This is a genomic window from Sorangiineae bacterium MSr11367, assembly GCA_037157805.1.
Taxonomy (GTDB): domain Bacteria; phylum Myxococcota_A; class Polyangia; order Polyangiales; family Polyangiaceae; genus Pendulispora; species Pendulispora rubella.
Genome location: CP089983.1, coordinates 11,671,844 through 11,695,552, shown reverse-complemented (window position 1 = coordinate 11,695,552; position 23,709 = coordinate 11,671,844). Strand labels below are relative to the sequence as shown.

Annotated in this window: 17 protein-coding genes; 8 read left to right on the top strand and 9 right to left on the bottom strand. The window is 65.4% G+C overall.

Annotated features, from left to right (window positions below; all coding sequences use genetic code 11):
• Window positions 1-552: 552 nt before the first annotated feature.
• The 7 genes from LVJ94_45455 to LVJ94_45425 form a co-directional block, all read right to left on the bottom strand.
• Window positions 553-2,829 (bottom strand): M4 family metallopeptidase, encoded by a 2,277-nt coding sequence (locus LVJ94_45455; GenBank protein ID WXB04142.1) that lies wholly within the window; start codon window positions 2,827-2,829, stop codon window positions 553-555.
• A gap of 624 nt (window positions 2,830-3,453) precedes the next feature.
• Window positions 3,454-4,263 carry an ABC transporter ATP-binding protein gene (locus tag LVJ94_45450; GenBank protein ID WXB04141.1) on the bottom strand — a complete coding sequence of 270 codons (810 nt, stop codon included), beginning with the start codon at window positions 4,261-4,263 and terminating at the stop codon, window positions 3,454-3,456.
• Entirely contained in the window at window positions 4,260-5,036 is a 777-nt protein-coding gene (locus LVJ94_45445) for an ABC transporter permease (GenBank protein ID WXB04140.1), read from the bottom strand. The genes LVJ94_45450 and LVJ94_45445 overlap by 4 nt, the downstream gene beginning before the upstream one ends.
• Before the next feature lie 5 nt (window positions 5,037-5,041).
• On the bottom strand, window positions 5,042-7,381 hold the full coding sequence (locus LVJ94_45440; protein ID WXB04139.1) for a HEAT repeat domain-containing protein: 2,340 nt from the start codon (window positions 7,379-7,381) through the stop codon (window positions 5,042-5,044).
• A gap of 11 nt (window positions 7,382-7,392) precedes the next feature.
• The gene (locus tag LVJ94_45435) at window positions 7,393-7,677 is read right to left on the bottom strand and encodes a ferredoxin family protein (protein WXB04138.1); all 285 of its coding nucleotides are present in this window, start codon (window positions 7,675-7,677) and stop codon (window positions 7,393-7,395) included.
• The gene (locus tag LVJ94_45430; protein ID WXB04137.1) at window positions 7,674-9,422 is read right to left on the bottom strand and encodes a fumarate reductase/succinate dehydrogenase flavoprotein subunit; all 1,749 of its coding nucleotides are present in this window, start codon (window positions 9,420-9,422) and stop codon (window positions 7,674-7,676) included. Before LVJ94_45430 ends, LVJ94_45435 begins: the two co-directional genes overlap by 4 nt.
• A gap of 46 nt (window positions 9,423-9,468) precedes the next feature.
• Window positions 9,469-10,365 (bottom strand): LysR substrate-binding domain-containing protein, encoded by an 897-nt coding sequence (locus LVJ94_45425; GenBank protein WXB04136.1) that lies wholly within the window; start codon window positions 10,363-10,365, stop codon window positions 9,469-9,471.
• Between the two features lie 81 nt (window positions 10,366-10,446).
• Here LVJ94_45425 and budA point away from each other — a divergent pair, with 81 nt between their 5' ends.
• The 8 genes from budA to LVJ94_45385 all read left to right on the top strand — a co-directional run bounded on the left by budA (window position 10,447) and on the right by LVJ94_45385 (window position 22,507).
• Window positions 10,447-11,205 carry an acetolactate decarboxylase gene (gene budA / locus LVJ94_45420; GenBank protein ID WXB04135.1) on the top strand — a complete coding sequence of 253 codons (759 nt, stop codon included), beginning with the start codon at window positions 10,447-10,449 and terminating at the stop codon, window positions 11,203-11,205.
• Window positions 11,206-11,365: 160 nt separating this feature from the next.
• Window positions 11,366-13,843: an ABC transporter permease gene (locus LVJ94_45415; GenBank protein WXB04134.1), complete on the top strand. Its 2,478-nt coding sequence runs from the start codon at window positions 11,366-11,368 to the stop codon at window positions 13,841-13,843.
• 11 nt (window positions 13,844-13,854) lie between these two features.
• Window positions 13,855-16,362 (top strand): ABC transporter permease, encoded by a 2,508-nt coding sequence (locus LVJ94_45410; protein WXB04133.1) that lies wholly within the window; start codon window positions 13,855-13,857, stop codon window positions 16,360-16,362.
• A complete protein-coding gene (locus LVJ94_45405; GenBank protein ID WXB04132.1) occupies window positions 16,355-17,830 on the top strand; it encodes a TolC family protein in 1,476 nt (491 codons plus the stop codon). The genes LVJ94_45410 and LVJ94_45405 overlap by 8 nt, the downstream gene beginning before the upstream one ends.
• Entirely contained in the window at window positions 17,827-19,071 is a 1,245-nt protein-coding gene (locus tag LVJ94_45400; protein WXB04131.1) for an HlyD family efflux transporter periplasmic adaptor subunit, read from the top strand. The genes LVJ94_45405 and LVJ94_45400 overlap by 4 nt, the downstream gene beginning before the upstream one ends.
• A gap of 21 nt (window positions 19,072-19,092) precedes the next feature.
• Entirely contained in the window at window positions 19,093-19,791 is a 699-nt protein-coding gene (locus LVJ94_45395; protein ID WXB04130.1) for an ABC transporter ATP-binding protein, read from the top strand.
• A gap of 12 nt (window positions 19,792-19,803) precedes the next feature.
• The gene (locus tag LVJ94_45390; protein ID WXB04129.1) at window positions 19,804-21,195 is read left to right on the top strand and encodes a sigma-54 dependent transcriptional regulator; all 1,392 of its coding nucleotides are present in this window, start codon (window positions 19,804-19,806) and stop codon (window positions 21,193-21,195) included.
• Window positions 21,176-22,507 carry an ATP-binding protein gene (locus tag LVJ94_45385; GenBank protein WXB04128.1) on the top strand — a complete coding sequence of 444 codons (1,332 nt, stop codon included), beginning with the start codon at window positions 21,176-21,178 and terminating at the stop codon, window positions 22,505-22,507. Before LVJ94_45390 ends, LVJ94_45385 begins: the two co-directional genes overlap by 20 nt.
• Before the next feature lie 8 nt (window positions 22,508-22,515).
• Here LVJ94_45385 and LVJ94_45380 read toward each other — a convergent pair whose 3' ends face one another.
• Window positions 22,516-22,890, bottom strand: coding sequence for a hypothetical protein (locus tag LVJ94_45380; protein ID WXB04127.1), 375 nt, complete (start codon window positions 22,888-22,890; stop codon window positions 22,516-22,518).
• Window positions 22,887-23,705: an AraC family transcriptional regulator gene (locus LVJ94_45375; protein ID WXB04126.1), complete on the bottom strand. Its 819-nt coding sequence runs from the start codon at window positions 23,703-23,705 to the stop codon at window positions 22,887-22,889. Before LVJ94_45375 ends, LVJ94_45380 begins: the two co-directional genes overlap by 4 nt.
• Between the last annotated feature and the right edge of the window lie 4 nt (window positions 23,706-23,709).

Sequence of the window (23,709 nt, the reverse complement as noted above, 5' to 3'; positions counted from 1 at the left end):
CAACGACACCAAAGAGACCAATGAGACGAAACGCACGATCAAGTTTGAGACTACGCATGGAGCACCCCTTCCGTTTCCGTTCCGGTTGTGCGTGCTGGTGGTTGCACGCTGTCCAATGTGTGTCTCGGGATGAAAGTCGAGCAGCAGGTCTGTTTTCGTCTGTGGGCTAGGGACGAAAATTTGACTGGGGGGTATCTACCCTCTCCCTGTCGGACATATACCGCTCTTCCCCTTCACCAGCGCCGATACGCAACGCGAATCACAAGAAGTTGCTTGAAGAAGCGTTAAGGAACAGCGGGCGTAACAGTGCATTTCATATCGGTCAAGTTCTGAAATGATGAAGCGTACAATTCATCTATTCGTCCGACGAATTGATCGCTTGCGGCTGCAACATTCCCTGAATCCGACATTGTCTTGCCCGCGAGAGTGGAATCCCTCAATTAAAGGAAAACTCCCTTTCAGCGCCGCAAAGCGTCATGAAAGGGAGTTTCTTTGTTTCCTAACGGTTTCGCGCCGACTCGGCTCGTGCGAGCCGGCGCGAGATGGTGCGAACTAGTTGTTCGCAGCGCCGGGCGTCACGTTCGGCGTCGCTTTCCAATCGGAGGCGGCGTTGTTCGTGTCGGTGCCGTTGGGGAGGCGGCTCAGGGAGCGAACCACCGTGTTGCTATCCTTGGCCGTGGTGCGCGCGCCTTCGACGAGACTCACGTTGCCCACGCCGGGGAGCGGTGCGGTGGTGATGAGGCCACCGTAGGAGAGCACGTCGACGAGCGTCGTGGACGTGGCAATGGCAACGCCATCGGGATTGCCGTTCTCGATCTGGTTGTACAGACCGTGGAACGTGATCTTCTTCGCGCCCGCGGGGACAGCGACGTCGGCGTCGCCGACGACGAGGTACTGGCCCGGGTTGAGCGTGCCGGCCGTCGAGAGGTCGACGATCGAGTAGAGCGTGTCGCCCGTGCTGCCCTCACCGTCGACGAGATAGAGCTTGTGATCCGCGAGGTTGACCGGGAGGCCACCCACGTTGAGGATCTCGATGAACTCCTGCTTGTCCGTCGAGCCGACTTCGTCGTACTCGACCTCGTTGATCACGAGGCGGCCTGGAGGCGGCGGGGCCTCGTACTTCGCGGTGAGCGTGACCTTCGTGAAGGCCGAGTAGCCGTGGAGCAGGATCCAGTACACGCCACCTTGCGTGCCTTCGACCTTGCATTCCTCGTTGTTGCCGGTCTTGTACGGGCGGCAATCGTAGCGGTTCGTCTTCGGCCAGATGCCGAACTTGGTGTAGAGGTCCGCGTCACCCGTCGTCTGGCCGCTCACGCCGCTGATCGAGATGGTCAGGTTCTGGCCTGCCGGCACTTCGAGGCGGTAGTAGGTCTTGGACTGCGCGGCGCCGCCGATGTTCTCCACCGGCACGCCGTTGGTGAGCAGCGTCGATGCCGGTTCCGGCTCCGGGATGCCCACGCCGACGGCCTTCCATGCGTTGTCGACGGCGGCCACTTCGTCCGTGGAGTAGCCGAGGTCCGTCGCAGCTTGGATGGTGAGGGCCTTGGCCTGCTCGAAGTTCGTCGACGGCTGGAAGAGCGTCGTGTTGGCGCGGTAGAAGACCTGCGCGGCCTTCGCGACGCCGATGCCCGTCACGACGTTCTGCGACTTGTTGCGCGGGTGCTTGCCGCCCTGCGAGAGCAGGTAGAACGCGAGGTTCGAGATGCCCGAGCTGTAGTGAACGTCGACGCCGCTCGAGTAATCCGGGTACCAGTCGAGCGAGTCGCCGTCCTTGGCCGGATCGTCCATGTAGCGGAGGGCGTCGCCCGGGATGTTCGGCGTCCAGATGTCTTCGCCGACGAGCCAGGTGTTCGCGCTGACGACCTTGCCGTCGCGGTACCACTCGACGACGTTGCCGAAGATGTCCGACATCGACTCGTTCAAGCCGCCCGACTCACCCGAGTAGGTCAAGTTCGAGGTCTTCTCGGTGACCGCGTGGGTGAGCTCGTGCGCCGTGACGTCGAGCGAGTTGGCGAGGTTGGAGGCGTTCACGCCGTCGCCGTCGCCGTAGACCATCTGGGTGCTGTTCCAGAAGGCATTGACGTACTGGACGCCGTAGTGGACGGTGCTGACGAGTTTCGCGCCGTTGTTGTCGAACGAGTCGCGGTTGAAGAGCTCTTTGTACGCGTCCCAGGTGGTGCCGAGGCGGTCGTAGTTGTTGTTCACCACGACGTCGGAGTGGGGATCGCCGCCCTCGACGCGAACCAGCGCGCCCGGGAGGGTCTGCGTGTTCTGCGCGTCGTGCAGCTCGCGGTTCTTCGCGGTGTAGACGTGCGGGACGCTGAGAAGAATGCGGCCGTCGGAGGCGTTGACGTAGACCGAGTCGTTGATCGGCGTCTGGTCCGCCTTCGTGCCGGTGACCGTGACGTTGTAGACGAGGTCGAGCCGGTCGATCCCGCGGAGGTAAACGAGGTCGCCCTCCTTCGCGGTTCCGGCGATGTCCGTAATCGTCGGGTACTGGGACTTGGCGATTTCGATGGCGCGATCGGCGGAGATTTTCGCCGCGGTCGGGGCATCGAGATCGTCGCGGACGGTGCCGTTCGCGCTGTAGGCCACGCCGTTGCGGACGTGAACCGTCAAGTCGCCGCCGAGGACGGGGCGACCATTCTTCTGCTGCGTGAAGCGGAAGTGTTCATCGCCCTGGCCGTCGACCTGGGCGTTCTTGAAAGCAAGTTGGTCGACGTTCGCGCGGAAGATCGGCGCAATGGCTGCGACGACATTGTGAATGTCGTCCGCCGTGAGGCCGGAGCCCTGCTTGGTCCCGAAGTTGCCAGTGATGATGCTGGGCACTCCGGTTGCATCGACATTCTGAACTTGTGTATTCGGAATGGAATCCAAGGCAGCTTGAATATCCTCGCCGGACCGCTCTCCTCCTGCGGGTCGCGGACTACCCCCCTCACCTTGCCCCTCAGATGTCTGGCAAGCAGTTGCGATAGCAACAATGGCAAAAAGACCTACGCCACGAAATACTCGACGAAAGTTGAGACTACTCAATGGAGCACCCCTTCCGCATCTGCGCGCGACGGCGCATGCGTCTCAGAAACTCTTTATTTGGCCGATTCAGGGCGCAGGGGTGCCGTCCGAATCGAGTCGGTAGGAGTCGGTCGTTTCCGGCTTCCTATGACCCGCTTCGGCTACATGACGCGGGCTCCTTCTCCCGTGTCATGACAACTCCGCCTTCCACCCTCATCAACGCTAAGAAACCGTCAAAAGGTTAACAATAAGGAAAGATTAGCGGGTAGCACTCGGTTCTACGGTGCGTCAAGATGTGATTTCATGGATCGGTGAACTGAGTTGTGGGTTCCACAACATTGGGTGCGGAAGCGTACTTCGAAGTCTTCGAAATCATATGCATTTAGGCGGGATATGGCGCTTGTGGTGTAATATTCCGTTTAGGAGGGTACCGTTATTCTTCTAACCTAAAGCGAATTTTCCTCCGCTAGAGCCTTCGCGGACGAGCTCCAAGCAACGCCGCTTGATCGCCACGAAGTCCGCCGAGGCGGCGATGTCGAGGGTCCGCGGCCTTTCGTAGGCGACGGGGAGATCGGCGCGGACCTCGCTGGGGCGGCGGCTCAGGACGAGGATGCGATCGGCGAGGAACATGGCCTCGTCGATGTCGTGCGTGACGAAGACGACGGTGAGCTTGCGCGTCTGCCAGATGGAGAGCACGAGCTCCTGCATCACCCGCCGCGTTTCGGCATCGAGGGCGCTGAACGGCTCGTCGAGGAGAAGGACCTTGGGCTCGTTGATCAGCGCGCGTGCGATCTCCACGCGCTGCTGCATGCCGCCGGAGAGCTGCGACGGGTAGCTCCGCTCGAAGCCGGAAAGGCCCATTTCTCCAAGGAGGCGCGCGGCGGCCTCTTGTCGCTCGGGGGCAGGGATGCCGCGCATCTTCGGGCCGAAGGCGACGTTGTCCAAGGCCGTGCGCCAGGGAAAGAGCGTGTGCTGCTGCGACACCATGCCGCGGTCGGGGCCGGGCTCCTTCGAGGGGCGGCCGTCGACGAGGACCTCCCCGCGCTCGGGGCGGTGGTAGCCGGCGATGGCCTTGAGCAACGTGGACTTGCCGCAACCCGAGGGGCCGACGATGCAAAAGAACTCGGCCGGGGCGATGTCCAAGGTGAGGTCGTGCACCGTCTCGATGCGGCGCGTGCCGTGGCCGAAGGCCAGGGTGGCATTTTGGAATTGGACGCGGGCCCCGGCCAGGTCGTGCTCACGTGCGCTCATGTCGTTCCCTCGCTGGGGCGGTACCAGGGCATGAGCCACATGCCGAGCCGGTTGATGAGCGCACTGCTCACCATGCCGAAGACGCCTATGAAGAGCATTCCCACCACGATATCGGGATAGCGCTGCAGGTTGTACGACTCCCACGTGTAGTAGCCAATGCCGTATTGGCCCGCGATCATCTCCGCGGTGACCAGGCAAAGCCACGAGGCGCCCATGCCGAGGCGCAGGCCCGTGACGATGCTGGGCAGCGCACCCGGAAGGACGATTTCGCGCAGGACGCTCCACGTTTTGGCGCCCAAGCTGCGCGAGGCGAGGACGAGACGCGGATCGAGGGCTTCGATGCCGTGGATCGTGTTCAAAACGATGGGGAAGAGCGCCCCGATGAAGGTAATGAAGAGGATGCTGCCCTCGGTGGTGGGAAACATGAGGATCGCCAGGGGGATCCAGGCGACCGCCGGAATGGGGCGCAGGGTCTCGATGGTGGGAAGGACGATGTCCGCGATCCGCTTGGACCGGCCCACGGCGACGCCCAGGGCAATGCCGATGACCGTGGCCAGGCCAAATCCGGTGAAGACGCGCAAAATGCTATTTTTGAAATGGTGAAATACCTTCGGCGATTGCAAAAAGGCCCAGGTGGCCTGCGCCACGTCGGTGGGGGCGGGCACATTGCCGAAGTTGATGAAGCGCGCATCGACGTGCCGGGAGGAGACGATTTGCCATAGGACGATGGCCGCGAGGACGGAGGCGACTCGGACGAGGGGGCGGCGGTTCATGATGTCTACTTGGCGACGGCCTGGAGCGGTTTGGTGCGGAGTTCGTCCAACCCGACGACGGGTGCGCCGCCATGGCTGCGGGACCAGGTTTCGGCATCGTTCTTGAGGAGGAAGGCGGAAACGTCGCTTCCGGCCCGCACGAAATAGGCGAAGTCCGCGAAAAGCTTCGAGCCGGTGTTGCGGTCGTGGACGTAGAAGGCGCGGGTCGCTTTGCCGGACGCGGCGAGCTCGGAGAGTGCGCCAAGCGCCGCACCGAGGGTGGCGTAGGCGCGGACCTTGGGTTCGTCCTTGACCCAGATCTGGGCGACGAGCTTGGGATCGGTGGCCTCGATGCCGGTGACGGGCAGGGGCGCGTAGTTGCCAATGCGCGCGTCGTAGTCGAGGCCCGATTCTTTGGCGGCCTGGCGGATGAAGCGGTCGACGACGAAGGCGTTCACGTCGACGTTCAAGTCTTTTTTCAGAAGCGCGAGCGTCGCAACGGCGGTTTCCAGGCCTTTGCGGTATTCCGGTTTGAGCGTGTAATCGCGGGTCTGAATGCCCAATGGGCCTTGGAACATGTAAACGACTTCGGCGTCCACCCCCGACACCTTTTGCACGAGCTCGCTGTACTTCTCGGGGTCTTCGGTGAAGAGGCGATCGGCCTCCAGGGTTGCGCGGAGGTAGCCGACGAGGACCTCCGGGTAGCGATCGGCGAATTCGTCGCGGACCACCACGCCGACGGACGTCGGGACATGGGCCGTGCCGCCGTCGTAGATCTTGCGCGCGTATTTTCGGAAGGGGAAAAGCTCGCTGTAGGGCACGAAATCCGCGTGCGCGTCGATCTTGTGGCCGCGCAGGGCGGAGCCGCCCACCTCGGGGGCTTGCGAGACCAGGGTCACGTCTTTGTCGGGATCCCACCCGAGATCGCGCAAGGCCCTCACCAGGGTGCCGTGGGCCGAGGAGCCGAAGGGGACGGAGATCTGTTTGCCTTTGAGCTCACTCAGGCTGGTCACCGGGGAATCGGCGGGGACCAATACGGCATTGCCGCTGCCCTCCACGCTGCCGGCGATGATGGCGGTGTAATAGCTGTGCTTTCCCAGCTTGCGAAAGGCATCGGCATTGGCCACGGATGGAAAGTCGCCCATCAGACCGATATCGATTTTGCCCGCGACCATGTCGGTGGTGATGGGCGGGCCCGACGTGAAGCTCTTCCACTCCACCTCGTATTTGGTATTCGCGTAGCGGCCCGTCTTGGGCAGGTATTTGTCCAGAAGACCGAGCTCGCGCACGAGAATGCCGCCGGTGGCGCAGCTGATGGTGCTGTCCTGGACCCCGATGGAAACGCGAATCACGTCCTGCGGCTTTTCGCCTTCGCTGCGTTTGCAGCCGCCGAGGACGAACACCACCAGCACCAGCAGCAACCCGAGCGCGTGCCGCGCGGCCTTGCGCACTTCGGCGTCCGCGTCGTTGGCGAGGCGGGTCAAGGTGGGGGCGGCGCCGCGGGCCCGGAGTTCGCCCAAGGATTGCGCGGCCGCCTTGCGAATGTCGGGCGTGTCGTCGTGGAGCAGCGCGATGAGCGCGCCCGAGGCCACCGTCGCACCGAGCTTGCCCAGGCTCAGGATGGCCTCTTTGCGCACCTGCCAATAGCGATCTTCCAGGGCCTCGAGCAAGGCGGGGATGGCAAGGATGGGGGGCGTGACCTTGGAGCGGCCCAGGACGATGGCCGCCTCACGCCGCACTTGCCAATCGTCGTCGCGCAGGGACTCGATGAAGTCCGGCACCAGCGCGGGCGCATTGAAAAAATCGAGCGCGCCGATGGCCACTTTGCGCACGGATGCCTCGGAATCGCGCAGCCTCGCGCGCAGGGCGGACACGGACTCGGGCCGGCGCAGGTACGCCAAGGTCACCACCGCCTCGCGGCGCACGCGCGGGGCCTCGTCGGCCGTCGCACGCAGCAGTGGCTCGACGGCGCGCGGATCCCGGTGCTCGCGCAGCGCGATGATCACGGCCTCGCGCACCTGCGCATTGGGGTGCTCGATGCCCGGAAGCAGCGCCGCGGCGCCCGCCTCGGTGCGAAACTCCCGCAGCGCGGTGAGGGCGGTCTCACGCACCTTTTCGTCCTCGTCCTCCAGCGCGCCGACCAGCGCCGGCACCGCGCGTGCATCGCCCAGATCTTCCAGGCGCGCCACGGCGAGCGAACGCACCGTGGGATCCGGATCGCGCACCTTGGCGACGATGGCTTCGAGGACCACGTCCCCTGCATCGTCCAACGAGATCCATTCGAGCTCGATGAGCGCGAGTTGGCGGATGCTCGCGTCGGGATCCGCCAATCGGGACAATAAAGACGGCGCGGATTCGAGAGCCATAGCGCGTGCTCCTAACGCAAGAGAAACGGAATTTTGACGGTGATGGCATCCTTCGGGCAGTCGATCTCGCAGGCGAGGCAGTACCAGCACTCGTCATTCTTCATGTGCGCCTTGCCCGTGCTCGGGTCGACCGCGAGGCAATCGACGGGGCACGAATCGATGCAAATGCGGCAACCTTTGATGCACTTGCCGAGGTCCACCACGACGGGGACGTCGAGTCGCACCGACGTTTGCGCGCGGCCGACGTGCCTGGCCTGTTCCGCCTTCACCTGCTCGCGGTTGTCGAGATTTCTCATGGCGACGCCTCACTCGGGGACACGGGGATGCGAAGGCCGTGGTAGCCCTTCAATTCGTCGTCGTTCATCGGCACCACGTACGGTGCGACGGGCCGCTCGAGCACTGCCATGCGCCCGTCCTCGCCCTTGCGGACGTTCACGTGGACGAACCAGCGCTCGTTGTCGAGCTTCGGGTAGTCGAGCCGGTGATGGTAAAGCCCCCAGCGGCTCTCTTGGCGGTGCAGCGACGCAACGGCGGCCATTTCCGCGCAATCGCGGATGAAGGCGCATTCCACGACGCGCATCAGTTCGTGCGGATTGGTCGCCCCCACCTCCTCGAGCTCGCCCTCGGCGCGGCGGAAATAGGTGAGGCCCAGCTCCATGCGCGTCCCCGTTTTCGGCGGCTGCAGGTAATCGTTCACCAGGCGGCGAACTTTGTATTCGTATTGATGGTGCGGGATGCCGTTGGGCCTTTCGAGCGGCTCGAAGATGCGTGCGCGCTCGGCGGCCACCGCGTCCTCGTCGATGCGCGGTTCGTCGGTGCCCGCGACGCGCCCCAGCGCGTGTTCGGCGCAGATGCGCCCGTAGGTCATCGCACCCAAGAGGTAATTGTGCGGCACGCAGGCCATGTCGCCGGCCGCGTAGAGGCCCTCGACCGTGGTTTCGCCCCGCTCGTCGACCCACACGCCGGAGGCGCTATGGCCGCTGCACAATCCAATCTCGGAAATGTGCATCTCGACCAAATCGTCCCCGTAAGTGTGCCCGCGGCCGGTGTGGAAGCGCCCTCGGCTCGGGCGCTCGGTGCGGTGGAGCACCTGCTCGATCTCGGTCAGCGTTTCTGGGGCGAGGTGATCCAATTTCAGGTAGACGGGGCCGTTTTCGGAGTGGAGCTCTTTGTAGAACTCCATCATCATTTGCCCGCTCCAATAGTCGCTCTGGATGAAACGATGCCCTTTGGCGTTGACCGTGTGGCCACCGAGCGGGCCCGTGACGTAGGCGCAGGCAGGGCCATTGTAGTCTTTGATGAGCGGGTTGATCTGGAAGCACTCGATGCCCGTCAGCTCCGCGCCTGCGTGGTAGGCCAGGGAATAGCCGTCGCCGGCGTTGGACGGGTTTTCGTACGTGCCGTAGAGATAGCCCGACGCGGGCAGGCCCAGACGGCCCGAGGCCCCGCAGCAGAGGATCACCGCCTTGGCCACGATGACCTCGAAGTGGCCGTCGCGCACGTCGAAGCCCATGACCCCGGCGATGCGTCCTCCGTCGGTCAAAAGGCGCGTGGCCATCACCCGATTGACGATTTTGACCCCGCTGCGCATGACCATGCGGGTGAGGATCTTTTTTAGATCGTAGCCCTCCGGCATGGGAAGCACGTAGGCGCCTTTGTGGTGCACCTTCTTGACGTCGAATGCACCCGATTCCGTCTTTTGGAATTTGACTCCCCATTTGTCCAGCTGCTCGATCATGGGGTAGCTGTTGACGGCGTATTCGAGGACGGCCCTCTGGTTCACGATGCCATCGTTGGCCATCGTGATCTCTTTGACGTACTGCTCGGGCGTCGCAAATCCAGGGATGATGGCGTTGTTCAGTCCATCCATGCCAATGGCGATGGCCCCGCTCCGCTTGATGTGCGCCTTCTCCAGGAGGACCACGCGTCCGCGCGGGAGCCGCTGCTGGGCGTGAATGGCTGCAGTGCAGCCGGCGCTGCCTCCACCGACCACCACGATGTCGGCGTGGGTGACGTTTGCCTCCATCGACTCCGTCTCCATTCGTTGTTCATTAAAATGAACAACATGTCTCTTATGACGGAGTTTTTCAGAAATCAAGCCATGTTCCCATTGGCCTTAACCGACCGCCCGAACTCGCGCAGGCGGCGCGCAGGGAAGCAGCGAGTTCTTCGGCGACCGCGGGGAGCGTTTCCGTGGCGGTGATGAGCTTGAGGCAAGTGCTGCCCAAGGTGGGAAGCCCCTCACGCTTGTCGAGGACGCGGAGCCCTTCGCTGTCGTCCTCGATGCGCACGCACACGCCGAGACCTGCGCGTGCGGCGGCGTGCAGGCCGGAGAGGCCGGGGCACGTGTAGACCACCCGCCACGGCATGTGCCGCTCGTCGAGCGCTTCGATCGCCCGGTCGCGGAAGGTGCACGCGCCCTCGAAGAGGATGAGCGGCCACGGTTCGCCGGCGGCGGGAGGGACGAAGTCGCGCGCGGCGAGCCACACCAGGTCGACCCGGCGGATGACCGCGCCGGGCCGGGTTTTTGGCTCGTCGAAGATGATGGCCAGGTCGAGGAGGCCCTCATCGAGCAGGCTCGAGAGGTCGCGGCTGCTGGCCACGCGTGCTTCGACCCGCACCGAAGGATGGCGCCGCGCAAAGGTGCGCAGGGCGTGCGGAAACCGAGTATCCGCGAAATCCTGGACGACGCCCACGCGCACGGCGCCGCCGAGCACGCCGTGTTGCATCGCGATGTGCGCGGATTCGTTGAGGGCGAGGATCTTGCGCGCGTAGCTCAGAAGCAGCTCGCCCGATTCGGTGAGCACGCGGCAGCGACCGGAGGCGGCGAAGAGCGGTTGATTCACCTGCTCCTCGAGCCGCTTCATCTGCTGGCTGATGGTCGACTGCGTGATGTTCAGGCGCGCGGCGGCCTTGGCGAAGCTGCCTGCGTCGGCGATGGCCACGAAGCTGCGCAGCAGCTCGCTGTCGTACGTCGGGAACATGGAGTACACATTATGGATCGTGAAGTGAATGTCGCAAATGTTTCAATTTTCGAATGTATGTACGGGACCTAGATCCTGATCATGACAAACGGGATGCTCCTTTCGGTCCTGCCACTGATGGCGCTGGGTGTATGCGCCATCGGCGCGACGGCATTGCCTGCGAAAAAGGCGGTGCTCTACCATGCCTCGGTTCGCACGGCGTACCAGGCCGGGGTCTACGAAGGCGTGATTCCTATGGCACGGCTTCGCGACAATGGCGACTTTGGCCTGGGCGCCACCCATGAAAACGATGGGGAGCTCGTCGCCATGGGAGGCACCTTTTGGCGCTCGCGGGCGGACGGAACGATGCAGGAGCTCGGCCCGAACGACACCACGCCCTACGCGGTGATGACGTTCTTCCGGCCCGAGCGGACGTTGCGCATCCAGGGCCCGCTCACGCACCAGGAGCTCGAGAAGCGGCTCGATGCGGAGCTCGACCCGCAGCGCCGCATCTATGCGGTGCGGATCCGCGGGCGCTTCGTCCACGTCGAGGCGGGCAATGGCGAGCCGCAGGAAAAGCCGTACCGCCCGCTCGACGAGGTGCTGCGCGAATACCGGTGGCACGATCACGTGGCCACGCAGGGAACCTTGGTGGGCTTTCGTTGCCCGGAGTACCTGCGGCGTTTCGATCGGGTCGGCTACCACTTCCACTACTTGAGCGACGACAAGAAGGCCGGTGGCCACGTGAACGCCTACGCCGTCGACGACGTCGAGGTGGCCATTCAGGAGCTGTCCGGCTTCACCGTCGACACCCCGGAGCACGGGGACTTCTACGGGGCGGATTTGGCGACCTTGCGGTAGGGCACCCCCTCCCCAGCCCTCCCCCGGAGGGGAGGGAGCCGAGACGGAGCTTTCCGATTTTGGGATGGCGTCCCAAAAGCGAACAAGGGTGAAATAACAATATTCTAGTTATTTCGCTGAGATAGCTCGCGGCTTGGCTCTTGCTATGGCTTGAGCCCGCATGCTTCAGGACATCCGGTTTGCGCTGCGGCTCCTTGGGAAGAACCTGGGCTTTACCGTCGTGGCCATCACGACGCTCGGGCTCGCGGTGGCGGCCAACGCCGTCGTCTTCAGCATCGTCCATGCGATCCTGATTCGGCCGCTGCCGTTTCCCGAGCCCGAGCGGCTCGTGCGGATCAACACGCAGTTCGTCGAACAGCCCTCCGATACGTACTGGCCATTCTCCGCCCATGAGTACACGGAGCTGGCCGCGGAGGTGCACGCGTTCCAATCGATGGGCGCCTACGACGACGAGGACGCGAATCTGACGGGGTCCGATCAGCCCGTGGCGGTGCACGTCGCGACGGTGACCGCGAGCTTCCTTCCGACCCTGGGCGTGCCGCCCATGTTGGGTCGCTTTTTCGACGAGAATGAGGACCGGCCCGGCGACGTGCGCGCGATCGTGCTGGGCTACGATCTCTTCAAGACCGTCTTCGGCGGCGATCCCAGCGTGGTGGGCCGCACGGTGCAGTACAACGCGACGCCGGTCACGGTGGTCGGCGTGATGCCCCGCGGCTTCGAGTTTCCCGAGCGCACCCAATTGTGGGCTCCTCTCCGCATCGATCTTTCGAAATCGACGCGCGGCTCGCATTGGCTGAACGTCATCGGGCGGCTCAAACCCGGTCTCGGTTTGGAGGCCGCGCGCGACGAGCTTCGCCCCTTGATGTCGATGTGGGCCACGCGGCATGACAAGGAAGACTCGATCGATCCGATCAAGCATGCGATTGCGTACCAGTTCCTCCAAGAGGAGCTCGTTCGTCCGGTGCGTGCGGCGCTGCTGACGTTGCAGGCGGCGGTCATCTTCGTGCTGCTCATCGCGTGCGCGAACATTTCCAACCTGCTTCTTGCGCGAGCCGAGGCGCGCAGTGGAGAAATTGCCGTGCGCGCCGCACTCGGCGCCACGCAAGGGCGCATGGCGCGGCAGTTTCTGACGGAGAGCCTCGTTCTGGGGACGTTGGGGGCCGGGTTGGGCATCGTCCTCGCCATGTGGGGGCTCGATGCGGTGATGATGCTCCTTCCCGAGGGCGTTCCGCGTGCCGGGGAGATCCAACTCGACACGGCGGTGCTCGCGTTCGCCGTGCTCGTAGCCTTGGGGGCGAGCTTCGTGTTCGGCCTCGCACCCATCGTGCACACCCATGGCGGTCTCGCAGGCACCTTGCGTGCGGCGGGCCAGCGGACGACATCGGCCGCGAACAAGCAGCTCTTTCGGCGCCTGCTCATTCTGGCCCAGGTCACCCTGGCCATCATGCTGGTCACCGGCGCGGGCCTCACGATTCGTAGCTTCGTTCGCTTGCAAAAGACGAAACTGGGATTCGACCCGCACGGCTTGGTCAGCGTGGAGGTGCAACTTCCACCGAAATCGTATCCGAACGATGCGGCCATGTTGGCCTTTTGGAAGCGCTTTCGCGACGGCGCGTCGATCCTGCCAGGCGTCAAGGCGGCCAGTTTGATGAGCGGCCTCCCACCCAAGCGCCGATTGAATTGGAACAGCGTCCACATCGTTGGATTGCCGGCCAGCGATCCGTACAGATGGCACGTCGACTATTGGCAGATTGCGAGCGAGGGGTACTTCGAAACGCTGGGCATCCCGCTCCTTCGTGGACGGCTTTTCGATTCCACGGACGACGAGAGCAAGCCGGGCGTGGTCGTGATCAACGAGACGATGGCGCGTTCGTTTTTCCCAACCGAAGATGCCATTGGAAAGCGCCTTCAACTCTACAATACCGCCCCCGTGGGCGAGTCGCCGGTGGAGCAAACCATCGTGGGCGTCGTAGCGGACTCGAAGCAGGGCGGGCTCGAAGCCCCGGTCGGGAGCGAGGTGTACATCCCGGTGCAGCAGATCACGCAAATCCACAATGCGGCGCCGAACGGAGAGTCATTCCTGCCTCGCGCGATGAACCTCATGGTGCGCGTGGATGGCGATCCGCGCTCCATGTTTGCCACCTTGCGCGCCCACGTGGCCTCACTCGATGAAAATCTGGCCGTCGTGCGTATGCAAACGATGGATAGCACCGTGTACGACGCCATTGCCAAACCGCGCTTCGTGACCACGCTCCTCGGTTGTTTCGCGGCCGTGGCGCTCTTGATGGCGGCCATTGGAATTTACGGAGTCATGTCGTACGCCGTCGAGCAGCGCACGAAGGAGCTATCCATACGGATGGCCCTCGGCGCGGACGCCGCGCGGCTCCAGAAAATGCTGGTGCTCGAGGGACTCCGCCTTGCGCTGGTCGGCATGGTGGTGGGCCTGGTGCTCGCCGGTGCGGGCATGTTCGTATTCAGCCGCTGGGCGGTGAAGGAGCTGTTCGACGTGCAGGGACTCGATCCCATGACGTATCTCCTCGTCATTCTCGTGACGGGCGGCGTATCGGCGCTGGCCTGCTACATCCCCGCGCGGCGGGCGACGCTCATTCATCCCATGACCGCGATGCGCGGCGAATAAGGACGCGTCCGATGCTTCAAGATATCCGATTTGCGTTGAGGCTCCTGGTCAAGAACATCGGCTTTACCGCGGTGGCCATTGCCACATTGGCCCTGGCCGTGGCGGCGAATACCGTGGTGTTCAGCATCGTGAATGCCATTCTGATTCGCCCGCTGCCCTTTCCGGAGCCGGAAAGACTGGTTCGGGTCAATGTGACGTACCCCGGGCAGTTCGAAGGGTATTGGAATTTCTCCGGCCCCGAGTACTTCGATGTCGCGCGCGATGTCCAGTCGCTGGAATCGATGGGGGCGTGGACCAAAGGGGATGCGAATTTGACGGGGGGCGACAAGCCGCTCGTGGTGACCACGGCCTACACCACGGCGAGCTTGCTGCCGACCTTGGGCGTGCAGCCGATGCTCGGTCGCTTCTACGACGCGAACGAGGACATTCCGGGCGATTCCAGCGTGGCGGAGTACGGGGTATTGGGAACGCGGGCGGTCGTTCTCGGATACGGTCTCTTCAAGCAAGCGTTCGGTGGCGACCGAAACATCATCGGGCGCACCGTGAAGGTCGACGCCGTCCCCGTCACGGTGGTGGGCGTCATGCCCCGCGGTTTCGAGTTTCCCGAGCACGTGCAGATGTGGATGCCGCTCGGCATGGACAAGGCGAAGCTGGCCCGGGGAAATCACTGGTTCAGCGTCATGGGCCGCTTGCGACGCGGCGTCGGGCTCGAGGCGGCGCAGGCCGAGCTTGCGACCTTGATGCCGGCGTGGGCCGCGGCGCTCCCCGAGGGCGTGCACCGACTGGGGTCGGCGGAGCACCCCGTCGTGTACCGCCCGCTCCAGGAGGACGTAGTCAGCTCGTCGCGTCTGCCGCTTCTCACATTGCAGGCGGCGGTCATCTTCGTGCTGCTCATCGCGTGCGCGAACATTTCGAACCTGCTCTTGGCGCGCGCCGAGGCACGCACCTCGGAGATTGCCGTGCGCGTGGCCTTGGGGGCGAGCCGCTCGCGCATGGCGCGTCAGTTTCTGACCGAGAGCATGGTGCTCGGTCTCGCCGGCGCCCTGCTGGGCATCCTTTGCGCCATGTGGGGGCTCGATGCGGCCGTGGCCCTGCTGCCCCAGGAGGTGCCGCGCGCCGAGGAAATTCGATTGGACACGACGGTGCTCGTCTATGCGGTCGCCGTTTCGCTGCTCACGAGCCTGGTCTTCGGGCTCACGCCCATCCTTCACGCGCGCAGCGATCTGGCCGGCACCTTGCGCGCGGCGGGCCAGCGAACCAGCACCAGCGGACATGGCAAACGCCTTTTCCGGCGTGCCCTCATCCTCGTCCAAGTGGCCCTGGCCATCGTGCTGGTGACCGGCGCGGGGCTCATGGTTCGGAGCTTCATCCGCCTGCAAAAGACGGATCTGGGCTTCGACCCGCGAAACATGGTGACCTTGCACGTGCAACTGCCGAAGAAGGCATACCCGACGGCCGACGAGGCGTACGCATTCTGGAAGCGCATGCACGAAGGTGCGCAGCGTCTGCCCGGTGTGAAGGCGGCCACGCTCATGATGGGGCTTCCGCCGCGGCGTACCCTCAACGCGAACAGCTTCGAAATCATCGGGCGGGTGGAGAGCCGGGAATGGGAATGGAACGTCGACTACTGGCAGATCGCCGAAAATGACTACTTCGCCACCATGGGCATCCCGCTCGTGCGCGGGCGGCTATTCGAGGCCACGGACGACGAGCATGCCCCCAAGGTGGTGGTCATCAACGAGGCCATGGCGAAGAAGTTTTGGCCCGGCGAGGATCCCATCGGAAAGCGTGTGAAGCTCACGCTGCAGGGACCTGGCGAACCGGAGTACCCCGAGCACACCATCGTGGGCATCGTGGCCGATTCGAAGCAGGCGGGCGTCGGCGTCAAGGCGGGGACCGAGGTGTACATCCCGCTGCAGCAAACGACCACGTGGAAGACGCGGCTCCCCGGCGTGATGCACACGCCGCGCATCATGAACCTGGTGCTGCGCGCCGAGGGCGATCCGCGGGCCCTGTTCAATAGCGTGCGCGCCTTCGTGGGATCGCTCGATAGCGGGCTGCCGATTGCGCGGCTCGAGACGATGGACTCGACGGTGTACGAGGCCATTGCCAAACCACGCTTCGTGGCGACTCTTCTCGCGTTCTTCGCGGGGGTGGCGCTCTTGATGGCTGCGATTGGCATCTACGGCGTGATGTCGTACGCCGTCGAACAGCGCACCAAGGAGCTCTCGATTCGGATGGCCATGGGGGCGGACGCGGGGCGGTTGCAGCGCATGCTCGTGCTCGAAGGCTTGCGGCTCGCGGCGGTGGGCATGGGGATTGGCCTGGTAGTGGCCAGCATCATGACCGTGGCGTTGGACCATTGGGTGGCCGACATGTTCTTCGACATTGGGGCGCTCGATCCCGCGACATACGTGCTCGTCGTCGTGCTCACGGGCTGCGTGGCGGCGCTCGCGAGCTACATTCCCGCGCGCCGCGCGACCTTGATCCATCCGATGGAGGCCATGCGCCATGAATAAGCTGGTCGCGTGGGTTTGCGGCGCGCTCTGCGCATTCATGGCTGCACCGGTGCAGGCGCAAGAAGTGACCTTGGCCGACGCGCTGCGCACGGCGGTGGCGCACAATCCGAGGCTCGCGGGGCGCTTTGCCGATGTGGCCATTGCGAATGCGCGCGTGCTCGAGGCCAAAGGGCTCGATGACTTTCTCGTCGATGGCACGGGCAACTGGACGCGCACTCGCACGGACAACGTGGATGCGCAGACGTTCCCGTTTGCGCCCTACGATCGCATCGGTTTGGCGGCATCGCTCACGCGGCCGTTCTCGACGGGTGGAAGCGTGGCGCTCCGGCTGGACGCACCGTACGTCCGGCGCGCCGTCTCGGGATTCTCCACGTCGGACGCGAACCTGGTGGCCTCCGAGGCGTACATGCCCAGCGTGCAACTGGCGCTGACGCAGCCACTGCTCCGTGGGCGTGGGTACGATGTGGCGCGCGCAAAGGCGCGCATCGCCAACGCGGACCAGGGCGTGGCCTCGCGCACCTTGGTCGCGGAGGCATCGGGCCTGGTGCGCGACGTGGCCCACGCCTATTGGGAGCTCGCCTATGCCACGGGCGCCGTGGCCCTGCGGCGCGAAGCCCTGGAGGCTACCCGCGAGCAGCTGCGCGCGGTGATGGCGCAGATCGACGTGGGTAAGCAATCTCCGTCCGGCTCTGCGGAAGTGGAGGTGAGCGTGGCCGTGCGCGAGGAGGAGCTCATCGACGCGGAGCGTGAGCTCGCGCAGCGTGGGGCGAACCTCGCGCGGCTGCTCGGGCAAGAGTCGCCTGCGTCGTTCGTCGCGGCGGAGAAACCGGCGGTGCTCACGGTGGCGCGGGGCGATGTGCTCGGGCGGGCCCTCGCACGCAACGCGGAGGTTCGCGCGCTGCACGCGCAAGCGGTGGCGGCGGGCATCGACATCGACGTGGCCGAGAGCGCGCTCTTGCCGCAGTTCGACGTGTACGCCTCCGGCGGCGCGTTGGGGGTGGCCACCGATCCGCAGCAGGCGCTGTCGAACCTGGGAAGCTTTGGCGGCTACACCGCGCAGGTGGGCTTCGTCTTTCAAGAGCCCGTCGAGCGGCGCGCCCAACGCGGCCAGCGCGATGCCGCGATCGAGCGGGCGCGGAAGGCGCGCCTCGCGGAGGAGGACGCCCGAACGCGCGTGGCCAACGATGTCGCGGGCGCACTCGCTGCATTGGACAGCACGCAGCGGCGCGTGGCGGTGCTGGTGCACGCTGTGGAGGTCGCGGAGCTCGATCTGGCGGCGGAGAGCGCGCGCTTTCAAGCGAATCGCTCGACGAACTTCGACGTGCTGCGCCGCCAGCAATCGGCGACCGACGTGCGGCTGCGGCTCCTCCGCGCCGAGGTGGAGAACGCCAAGTCGGCGGCCACGCTCGATGCGCTCACCACGGACATTCTTTCGCGCCACGGGATTGCGCTGAAGGGCACACCATGAGCAACGACGTTCCCAGGCAAAAGCCGAAAAAGAAGAAAGTGAAGCTCGCGGTGGGTATCGCCGTGGCCATCGTCGCGGTGGTGACGGTGGCCCTGGCGCGCACGCGCGGTGCCGCGCCCACCGTGGACCGGGCCACGGTGTGGATCGATACGGTGAAACATGGGGCGATGCTGCGCGAGGTGCAGGGCGTGGGAAGCCTGGTGCCCGAGCAAATTCGCTGGCTCACCGCGACGACGCCCGCGCGGGTCGCGGACGTGCGTGCGCGCTCCGGCGCCGCCGTCCAGCCGGACACGGTGGTGGTGGTCCTGGACAATCCGGACTTGGTGCTGCAGTCCTTGGAGGCGGACCGGCAAAAGACCGCCGCCGAGGCGGAGATCGTGAACTTGGAGGCGCGGCTGCGCAATCAGCACTTGGCGCAGGAGGCGCAGGTCGTCGGACTGAACGCCGATGCCGTGGAAAGTGCCCGCCGCGCCGAGGCCGACGGCGAGCTTTCCCGGCGCGGCTTTCTCTCGAAGCTGGAAATGGCGCAATCGCAGGGCCGCGCGGAGGCCCTCGATGGCCGCGTGCAGCTCGAGAAGAAGCGCCTCGGATCGCTGGAAAAAGAAGCGAGCGCGCAACTCGCGTCGCAGCGCGCGCAGGTGGAGCGGCTCGCGTCGATCGCCGAATTTCGTCGCCGCCAGCTCGACGAGCTGCACGTGCGCGCGGGGGTCGCGGGCGTGCTGGCCGATGTCCCCGTGCAGGTCGGCCAATGGGTGACGCAAGGGGTGGTGCTCGGGAAGGTCGCCCAGCCGGAAAAGCTGAAGGCCGAGTTGCGCGTGGCCGAGACGCAGGCGAAGGACGTGCAAATCGGCCAATCCGTCACCGTGGACACGCGCAATGGCCTGGTGCAAGGCCGCGTGATCCGCATGGATGGCGCCGTTCAAAATGGCACGGTGAAGATCGACGTCGGCTTCGACGTTCCCCTGCCGCAGGGCGCGCGCCCCGACTTGAGCGTGGACGGGCGCATCGAAATCGAGCGGCTCGACGGAGTCCTCTACGTGGGGCGCCCGCCGATGGCAACACCCGCCGGCAGCGTGACGGCCTTCAAGGTGGTCGGCGACGAGGCGGTGCGGGTGCCGGTGCAGCTCGGTCGCTCGTCGGTGAAGACCGTCGAGGTCGTGAGCGGCTTGCGCGAAGGCGATTCGGTAATTCTTTCGGACATGTCGGCATGGGCCTCGGTGGATCGGATTCGGCTCAAGTAGAATGGAGGTAACGTGGAAACGATGATTCGCATGGAAGGCATCACGAGGATCTTCACGACCGACGAGGTCGAGACACACGCGCTTTCCGAGGTGCACTTGGAAATCGAGCGCGGGGAGTTCGTCTCCATCGAGGGACCCTCGGGCTCCGGAAAAACGACGCTGCTCTCGGTGCTGGGGCTGCTCGACGCGCCCGATTCGGGCACGTACCTTTTGGGCGGCGAACGGGTCGACGGGCTTTCGCCGCTCGAGGCCGCGCGCGTGCGCAATCGCCAGATTGGGTTCGTCTTTCAGAGCTTCAATTTGATCGGCGATCTATCGGTCTACGAAAACGTGGAGCTGCCGCTCACCTACCGCGACATGCCGCCGGCCGAGCGAAAGAAGCGGGTCGAGGCCGCGCTCGAGCGTGTGGGCATGGGGCACCGCGCGAAGCACATGCCGGGGCAGCTTTCGGGCGGCCAGCAGCAGCGAGTGGCCGTGGCCCGCGCGGTGGCCGGCGAGCCGTTGATCCTGCTGGCCGACGAGCCGACGGGAAACTTGGACTCGCGCAACGGTGACCTGGTGATGGGGTTGCTGCGCGATTTGCACGCAGCGGGCACCACCATTTGCATGGTGACCCACAACCCCGAGTATGCGCAGCAGGCGACGCGAACGGTGCATCTGTTCGATGGACGCATCGTGCGCGAGAATCGGGCGCCGCTCGCCCAAGCCGCCAATCAATAACGAGGAAACCCCGTGGCATCATCCCCCCGCATTCTCATTGCCGATGATCAGTCGGACATCGTCGAAGCGCTGCGCCTCTTGTTGAAGCGCGAGTTCACCGTCCACACGGCGGCGTCGCCGGCGGCGGTGCTCGAGGTGGCCGGGCGCGAGGAGCTCGACCTCGTGTTGATGGACCTGAATTACGCGCGCGACACCACCTCGGGCAAGGAGGGCTTCGAGCTTCTGGACAAGCTGCGCGAGCTCGATGCCGCGCTGCCCGTGGTGGTGATGACCGCGTGGGGGAGCATCGAAGGGGCGGTGGAGGCCGTGCGGCGCGGGGCGCGGGACTACGTGCAGAAGCCGTGGGAGTCGGCGCGGCTTCTGGCGACGTTGCGCACGCAGGTCGAATTGGGGAGTGCGCTGCGCCGCTCGCGGAGGCTGGAGCAGGAGGCGTCGCGGCAGAGGGCGCAGCAGTTGCCCAAGATGATTGCCGATGCCCCGGCGATGAAACCGGTGCTGGCGCTCATCGAGCGCGTCGCGCCCTCGGATGCCAATGTGCTCATTTTGGGCGAGCACGGCACGGGCAAAGAGGTCATCGCCCGCCGCATGCACGAGGGCTCGCTGCGTGCCTCGAAGCCGTTCGTCGCCGTCGATGCCGGTGGTCTCTCGCCGAGCCTCTTCGAGAGCGAGCTTTTCGGTCACGTGCGCGGCGCCTTCACCGACGCCAAGGCGGACCGCGTCGGCTGCTTCGAGCTGGCCGACGGCGGCACGTTGTTCCTGGACGAGATTGGCAACTTGCCCATCGCGCAGCAGGTGAAGTTGCTGCGCGTCATTCAAACGGGCGAATTTCACCCCGTGGGTTCGTCCCGCACGCGCCGCGCCAACGTGCGCGTGCTCGCCGCCACCAACGTGGACATCGGGCGCGAGGTGGTCGAGGGACGCTTCCGCGAGGACTTGCTCTATCGCCTGAACACGGTGGAAGTGCACCTCCCGCCGCTGCGCGAACGCCGCGAGGACATCGGCGGGCTGGCCATGCATTTTCTCGAGCGAGTGGCCGCGCGCTACGGGAAACCGGTGCGTGCGCTCTCTCCGGGGGCGATGCGCGCGCTCACCGAGCATTCATGGCCGGGCAATGTGCGTGAGCTCGAGCACGTGATGGAGCGCTCGGTGCTCATGGCCACCGGTGATGCGATTGCCGCGGAAGATCTCGGCCTGCGCAAGCCGGCCCACGCGCCCGTTGCCGCGGCTCCCACTGCGGACGCTGCCGGCGACGAAGGCCTCACGCTCGAGCAAATCGAGTACCACGCGATTCAGCGCGCGCTCGCCCGGGCGGGGGGAAACGTAAACGACGCGGCGGTCGCGCTTGGACTTAGCCGCAGCGCTCTCTATCGTCGGCTCCAGGCCCATGGGATCAAAGCCGGCTAAAGTCGCCTACGAGACGCGCCTGCATCTGTACGCGCTGCTCGGCGGCGCGCCGGCCGTGGCCACCTCGTTGGCGCTGCTCGTCTTTGGCGACCATGCGCCGAAGACGGTGTGGACCTTCGGTGTGCTCTCCGTCGGTGCGTGGCTCGGCCTGGCCGCGTACGTGCGCGCCGACATCGTGCGCTCGCTCCGCAACGTGGCGAACCTCGTGGCCGCCGTGCGCGAGGGTGACTACTCACTGCGCGGGCGTGCGCAGCGCTCCGACGATGCGCTGGGAGAGGCTCTGGGCGAGGTGAACGCGCTGAGCGCGATCCTCCGCGAGCAACGGCTCGAATCGATGGAGGCCATGGCCTTGCTCGAAAAGGTCATCGAGTCGGTCGACGTCGCGCTCTTCGCCTTCGACCACGAGCACCACCTTCGTCTCCTGAACCGCGCCGGTGAACGACTCCTCGGCCCGCGCCCAGGCGGCTTCGTGGGCGCGAGCGCGCGCGATCTCGGCCTCGACGCGTTGCTCGAAGGGGCCGCGCCGCGCACCTTCGCGATGGTGTTCGCCGGTGGCAAGGGCCCGTGGGAACTGCGCCGCGCCACCTTTCGCCAGCACGGCCTGCAGCACGAGCTCGTGGTGCTCGCCGACCTGCACCGCGCCCTGCGCGAAGAGGAACGCGCAGCCTGGCAGCGCCTCGTGCGGGTCATCGGTCACGAGATCAACAATTCGCTCGCGCCGATCCAATCCATCGCCGGGCACATGCACGGTCTTCTCGACGAGCCGGATCGCCCCGACGACTGGGAAGAAGATTTGCGCAGCGGCCTCTCGGTGATCGCGCGCCGCGCGGAGGCCCTGGGGCGCTTTTTGCGCGCCTACGCCCAACTCGCGCGCCTCCCGCCGCCCAAGCTCACCGACGTCGACGTCGCCCCCTGGATCGCGCGCATCGCCGCACTCGAGACGCGCGTCCCGCTGCGGGTCACCCCCGGGCCGAAGGTCACCATGGCGGCGGATCCGGACCAACTCGATCAGCTGCTCATCAACCTCGTGCGCAACGCGGCCGAGGCCACCCTGGAAACGAAGGGCAGCGGCATCGAGCTCACCTGGCTCCACACCGCCGGCGCGGTGGAGGTCCTCGTGCTCGACGATGGCCCCGGGATCTCCAACACCGAGAACCTCTTCGTGCCCTTCTTCACCACGAAGCCGAGCGGCTCGGGCATCGGCCTCGTGCTCGCCCGCCAAATCGCCGAAGGCCACGGCGGCACCCTCGCACTCGAATCGCGCGAGGGGCACCGCGGCTGCGCGGCGCGCCTGCGCATCCCCGTGGCATAGCCGTCGTTTCAGCCGCCGGTGTGGTGTGCGAAGGAGACGACGTTGCCGGCGGGATCGCGGACGATGATCTCGTCGGCGCCGTAGAACGTGCGGCGTTCGGGGACGACCAGGGGGACACCCTTCAAGGCTTTGCGAATCGGTTTCAAGTCGTCGACCGTGATGTACAAGGCGGAGCGATAGACGTCGTTGGCGATGGGCGCGACGTCTTTGGAGACGCTTTGGAGGCTCTGGAGCATCAATTCGGCATTTCCCTTTTTGAGAATGACGAATCCAAGGCGCTTTCCATCAGGTACCTCGGTCACCTTTTCGAATCCCAATCGGGTGACCCAGAATTCCAAACAAGGCTCGATTTCTTTCACGAACAGGTTGGCGGTGATGTTCATGCCGGGGAGTGTGCGCCGGCCTCCGGGCCCTGTATTGGAAAAATGGAATCGCGCACGTCGGCGGCGTATTCGCGCGGGGTGAGGCCGGTGAGCGCTTTGAATTCGTGAATCATGTGCGCTTGGTCGTAGTAGCCGAGGTCGTAGGCGAGTTCCGCTGTGGTCGTTCGTTGGCCCGCGCGGGCGGGGGCGAGCAGGCGCTCGGTGAGCCGGGTCATGCGCACGACACGCTCGAACTCTTTGGGGCCGATGCCCACGTGGACCTTGAACTTCTGCGCGAGGTGCTGGCGGCTGACCCCCAGGGTGCGTGCCAGCTCGCCGATGCGCAGCGGTCCATCGTGCACCCGGCGCAATGCGCCAACGGCGGCGCCGATGAGCGGGTCCAGCGGGCGCGCGTTGACGAGGCGGAGAAGCAGCTCCCGCTCCAGTTCGGCGACACACGCGGCCGGCGAGGCTGCGGTGCGGAGTCGCTCGCCGAGCCCCTCGGTGTCTCGCCACACCTCGTCCAGCGCGATGTTCATGTCCGTGAGCTCGTGCGCCGGGGTGGCGAGAAACGCCACCGCCCCACCGGGCCGAAAACGAACCGCGGCGACGCGATCGCCGGCCGCCGATTCGTCCACGAGAAGCAAGGCGCGCGTCATGGTGCCGACGACCAGGCCCTCGGGACGCCGATCGGCATCGAGGTAAAAGAGGATGTCCATGCACCCGTCCGGCAGGACGCGTTGCCGCACGCGCGTGCGACTCACATCGACGCGCTTCGTCCAGAAGCACTCGACGTAAGGCGCGAGCGGTCGGGTCGGGGGGTATTCGCGGTACACGGCA

Coding starts and splice junctions, on each gene's coding strand:
- LVJ94_45450 (WXB04141.1), bottom strand. CDS start 4,263: ATGAGCGCACGTGAGCACGACCTGGCCGGGGCCCGCGTCCAATTCCAA.
- LVJ94_45445 (WXB04140.1), bottom strand. CDS start 5,036: ATGAACCGCCGCCCCCTCGTCCGAGTCGCCTCCGTCCTCGCGGCCATC.
- LVJ94_45440 (WXB04139.1), bottom strand. CDS start 7,381: ATGGCTCTCGAATCCGCGCCGTCTTTATTGTCCCGATTGGCGGATCCC.
- LVJ94_45435 (WXB04138.1), bottom strand. CDS start 7,677: ATGAGAAATCTCGACAACCGCGAGCAGGTGAAGGCGGAACAGGCCAGG.
- LVJ94_45430 (WXB04137.1), bottom strand. CDS start 9,422: ATGGAGACGGAGTCGATGGAGGCAAACGTCACCCACGCCGACATCGTG.
- LVJ94_45425 (WXB04136.1), bottom strand. CDS start 10,365: ATGTTCCCGACGTACGACAGCGAGCTGCTGCGCAGCTTCGTGGCCATC.
- budA (WXB04135.1), top strand. CDS start 10,447: ATGACAAACGGGATGCTCCTTTCGGTCCTGCCACTGATGGCGCTGGGT.
- LVJ94_45415 (WXB04134.1), top strand. CDS start 11,366: ATGCTTCAGGACATCCGGTTTGCGCTGCGGCTCCTTGGGAAGAACCTG.
- LVJ94_45410 (WXB04133.1), top strand. CDS start 13,855: ATGCTTCAAGATATCCGATTTGCGTTGAGGCTCCTGGTCAAGAACATC.
- LVJ94_45405 (WXB04132.1), top strand. CDS start 16,355: ATGAATAAGCTGGTCGCGTGGGTTTGCGGCGCGCTCTGCGCATTCATG.
- LVJ94_45400 (WXB04131.1), top strand. CDS start 17,827: ATGAGCAACGACGTTCCCAGGCAAAAGCCGAAAAAGAAGAAAGTGAAG.
- LVJ94_45395 (WXB04130.1), top strand. CDS start 19,093: ATGATTCGCATGGAAGGCATCACGAGGATCTTCACGACCGACGAGGTC.
- LVJ94_45385 (WXB04128.1), top strand. CDS start 21,176: ATGGGATCAAAGCCGGCTAAAGTCGCCTACGAGACGCGCCTGCATCTG.
- LVJ94_45380 (WXB04127.1), bottom strand. CDS start 22,890: ATGAACATCACCGCCAACCTGTTCGTGAAAGAAATCGAGCCTTGTTTG.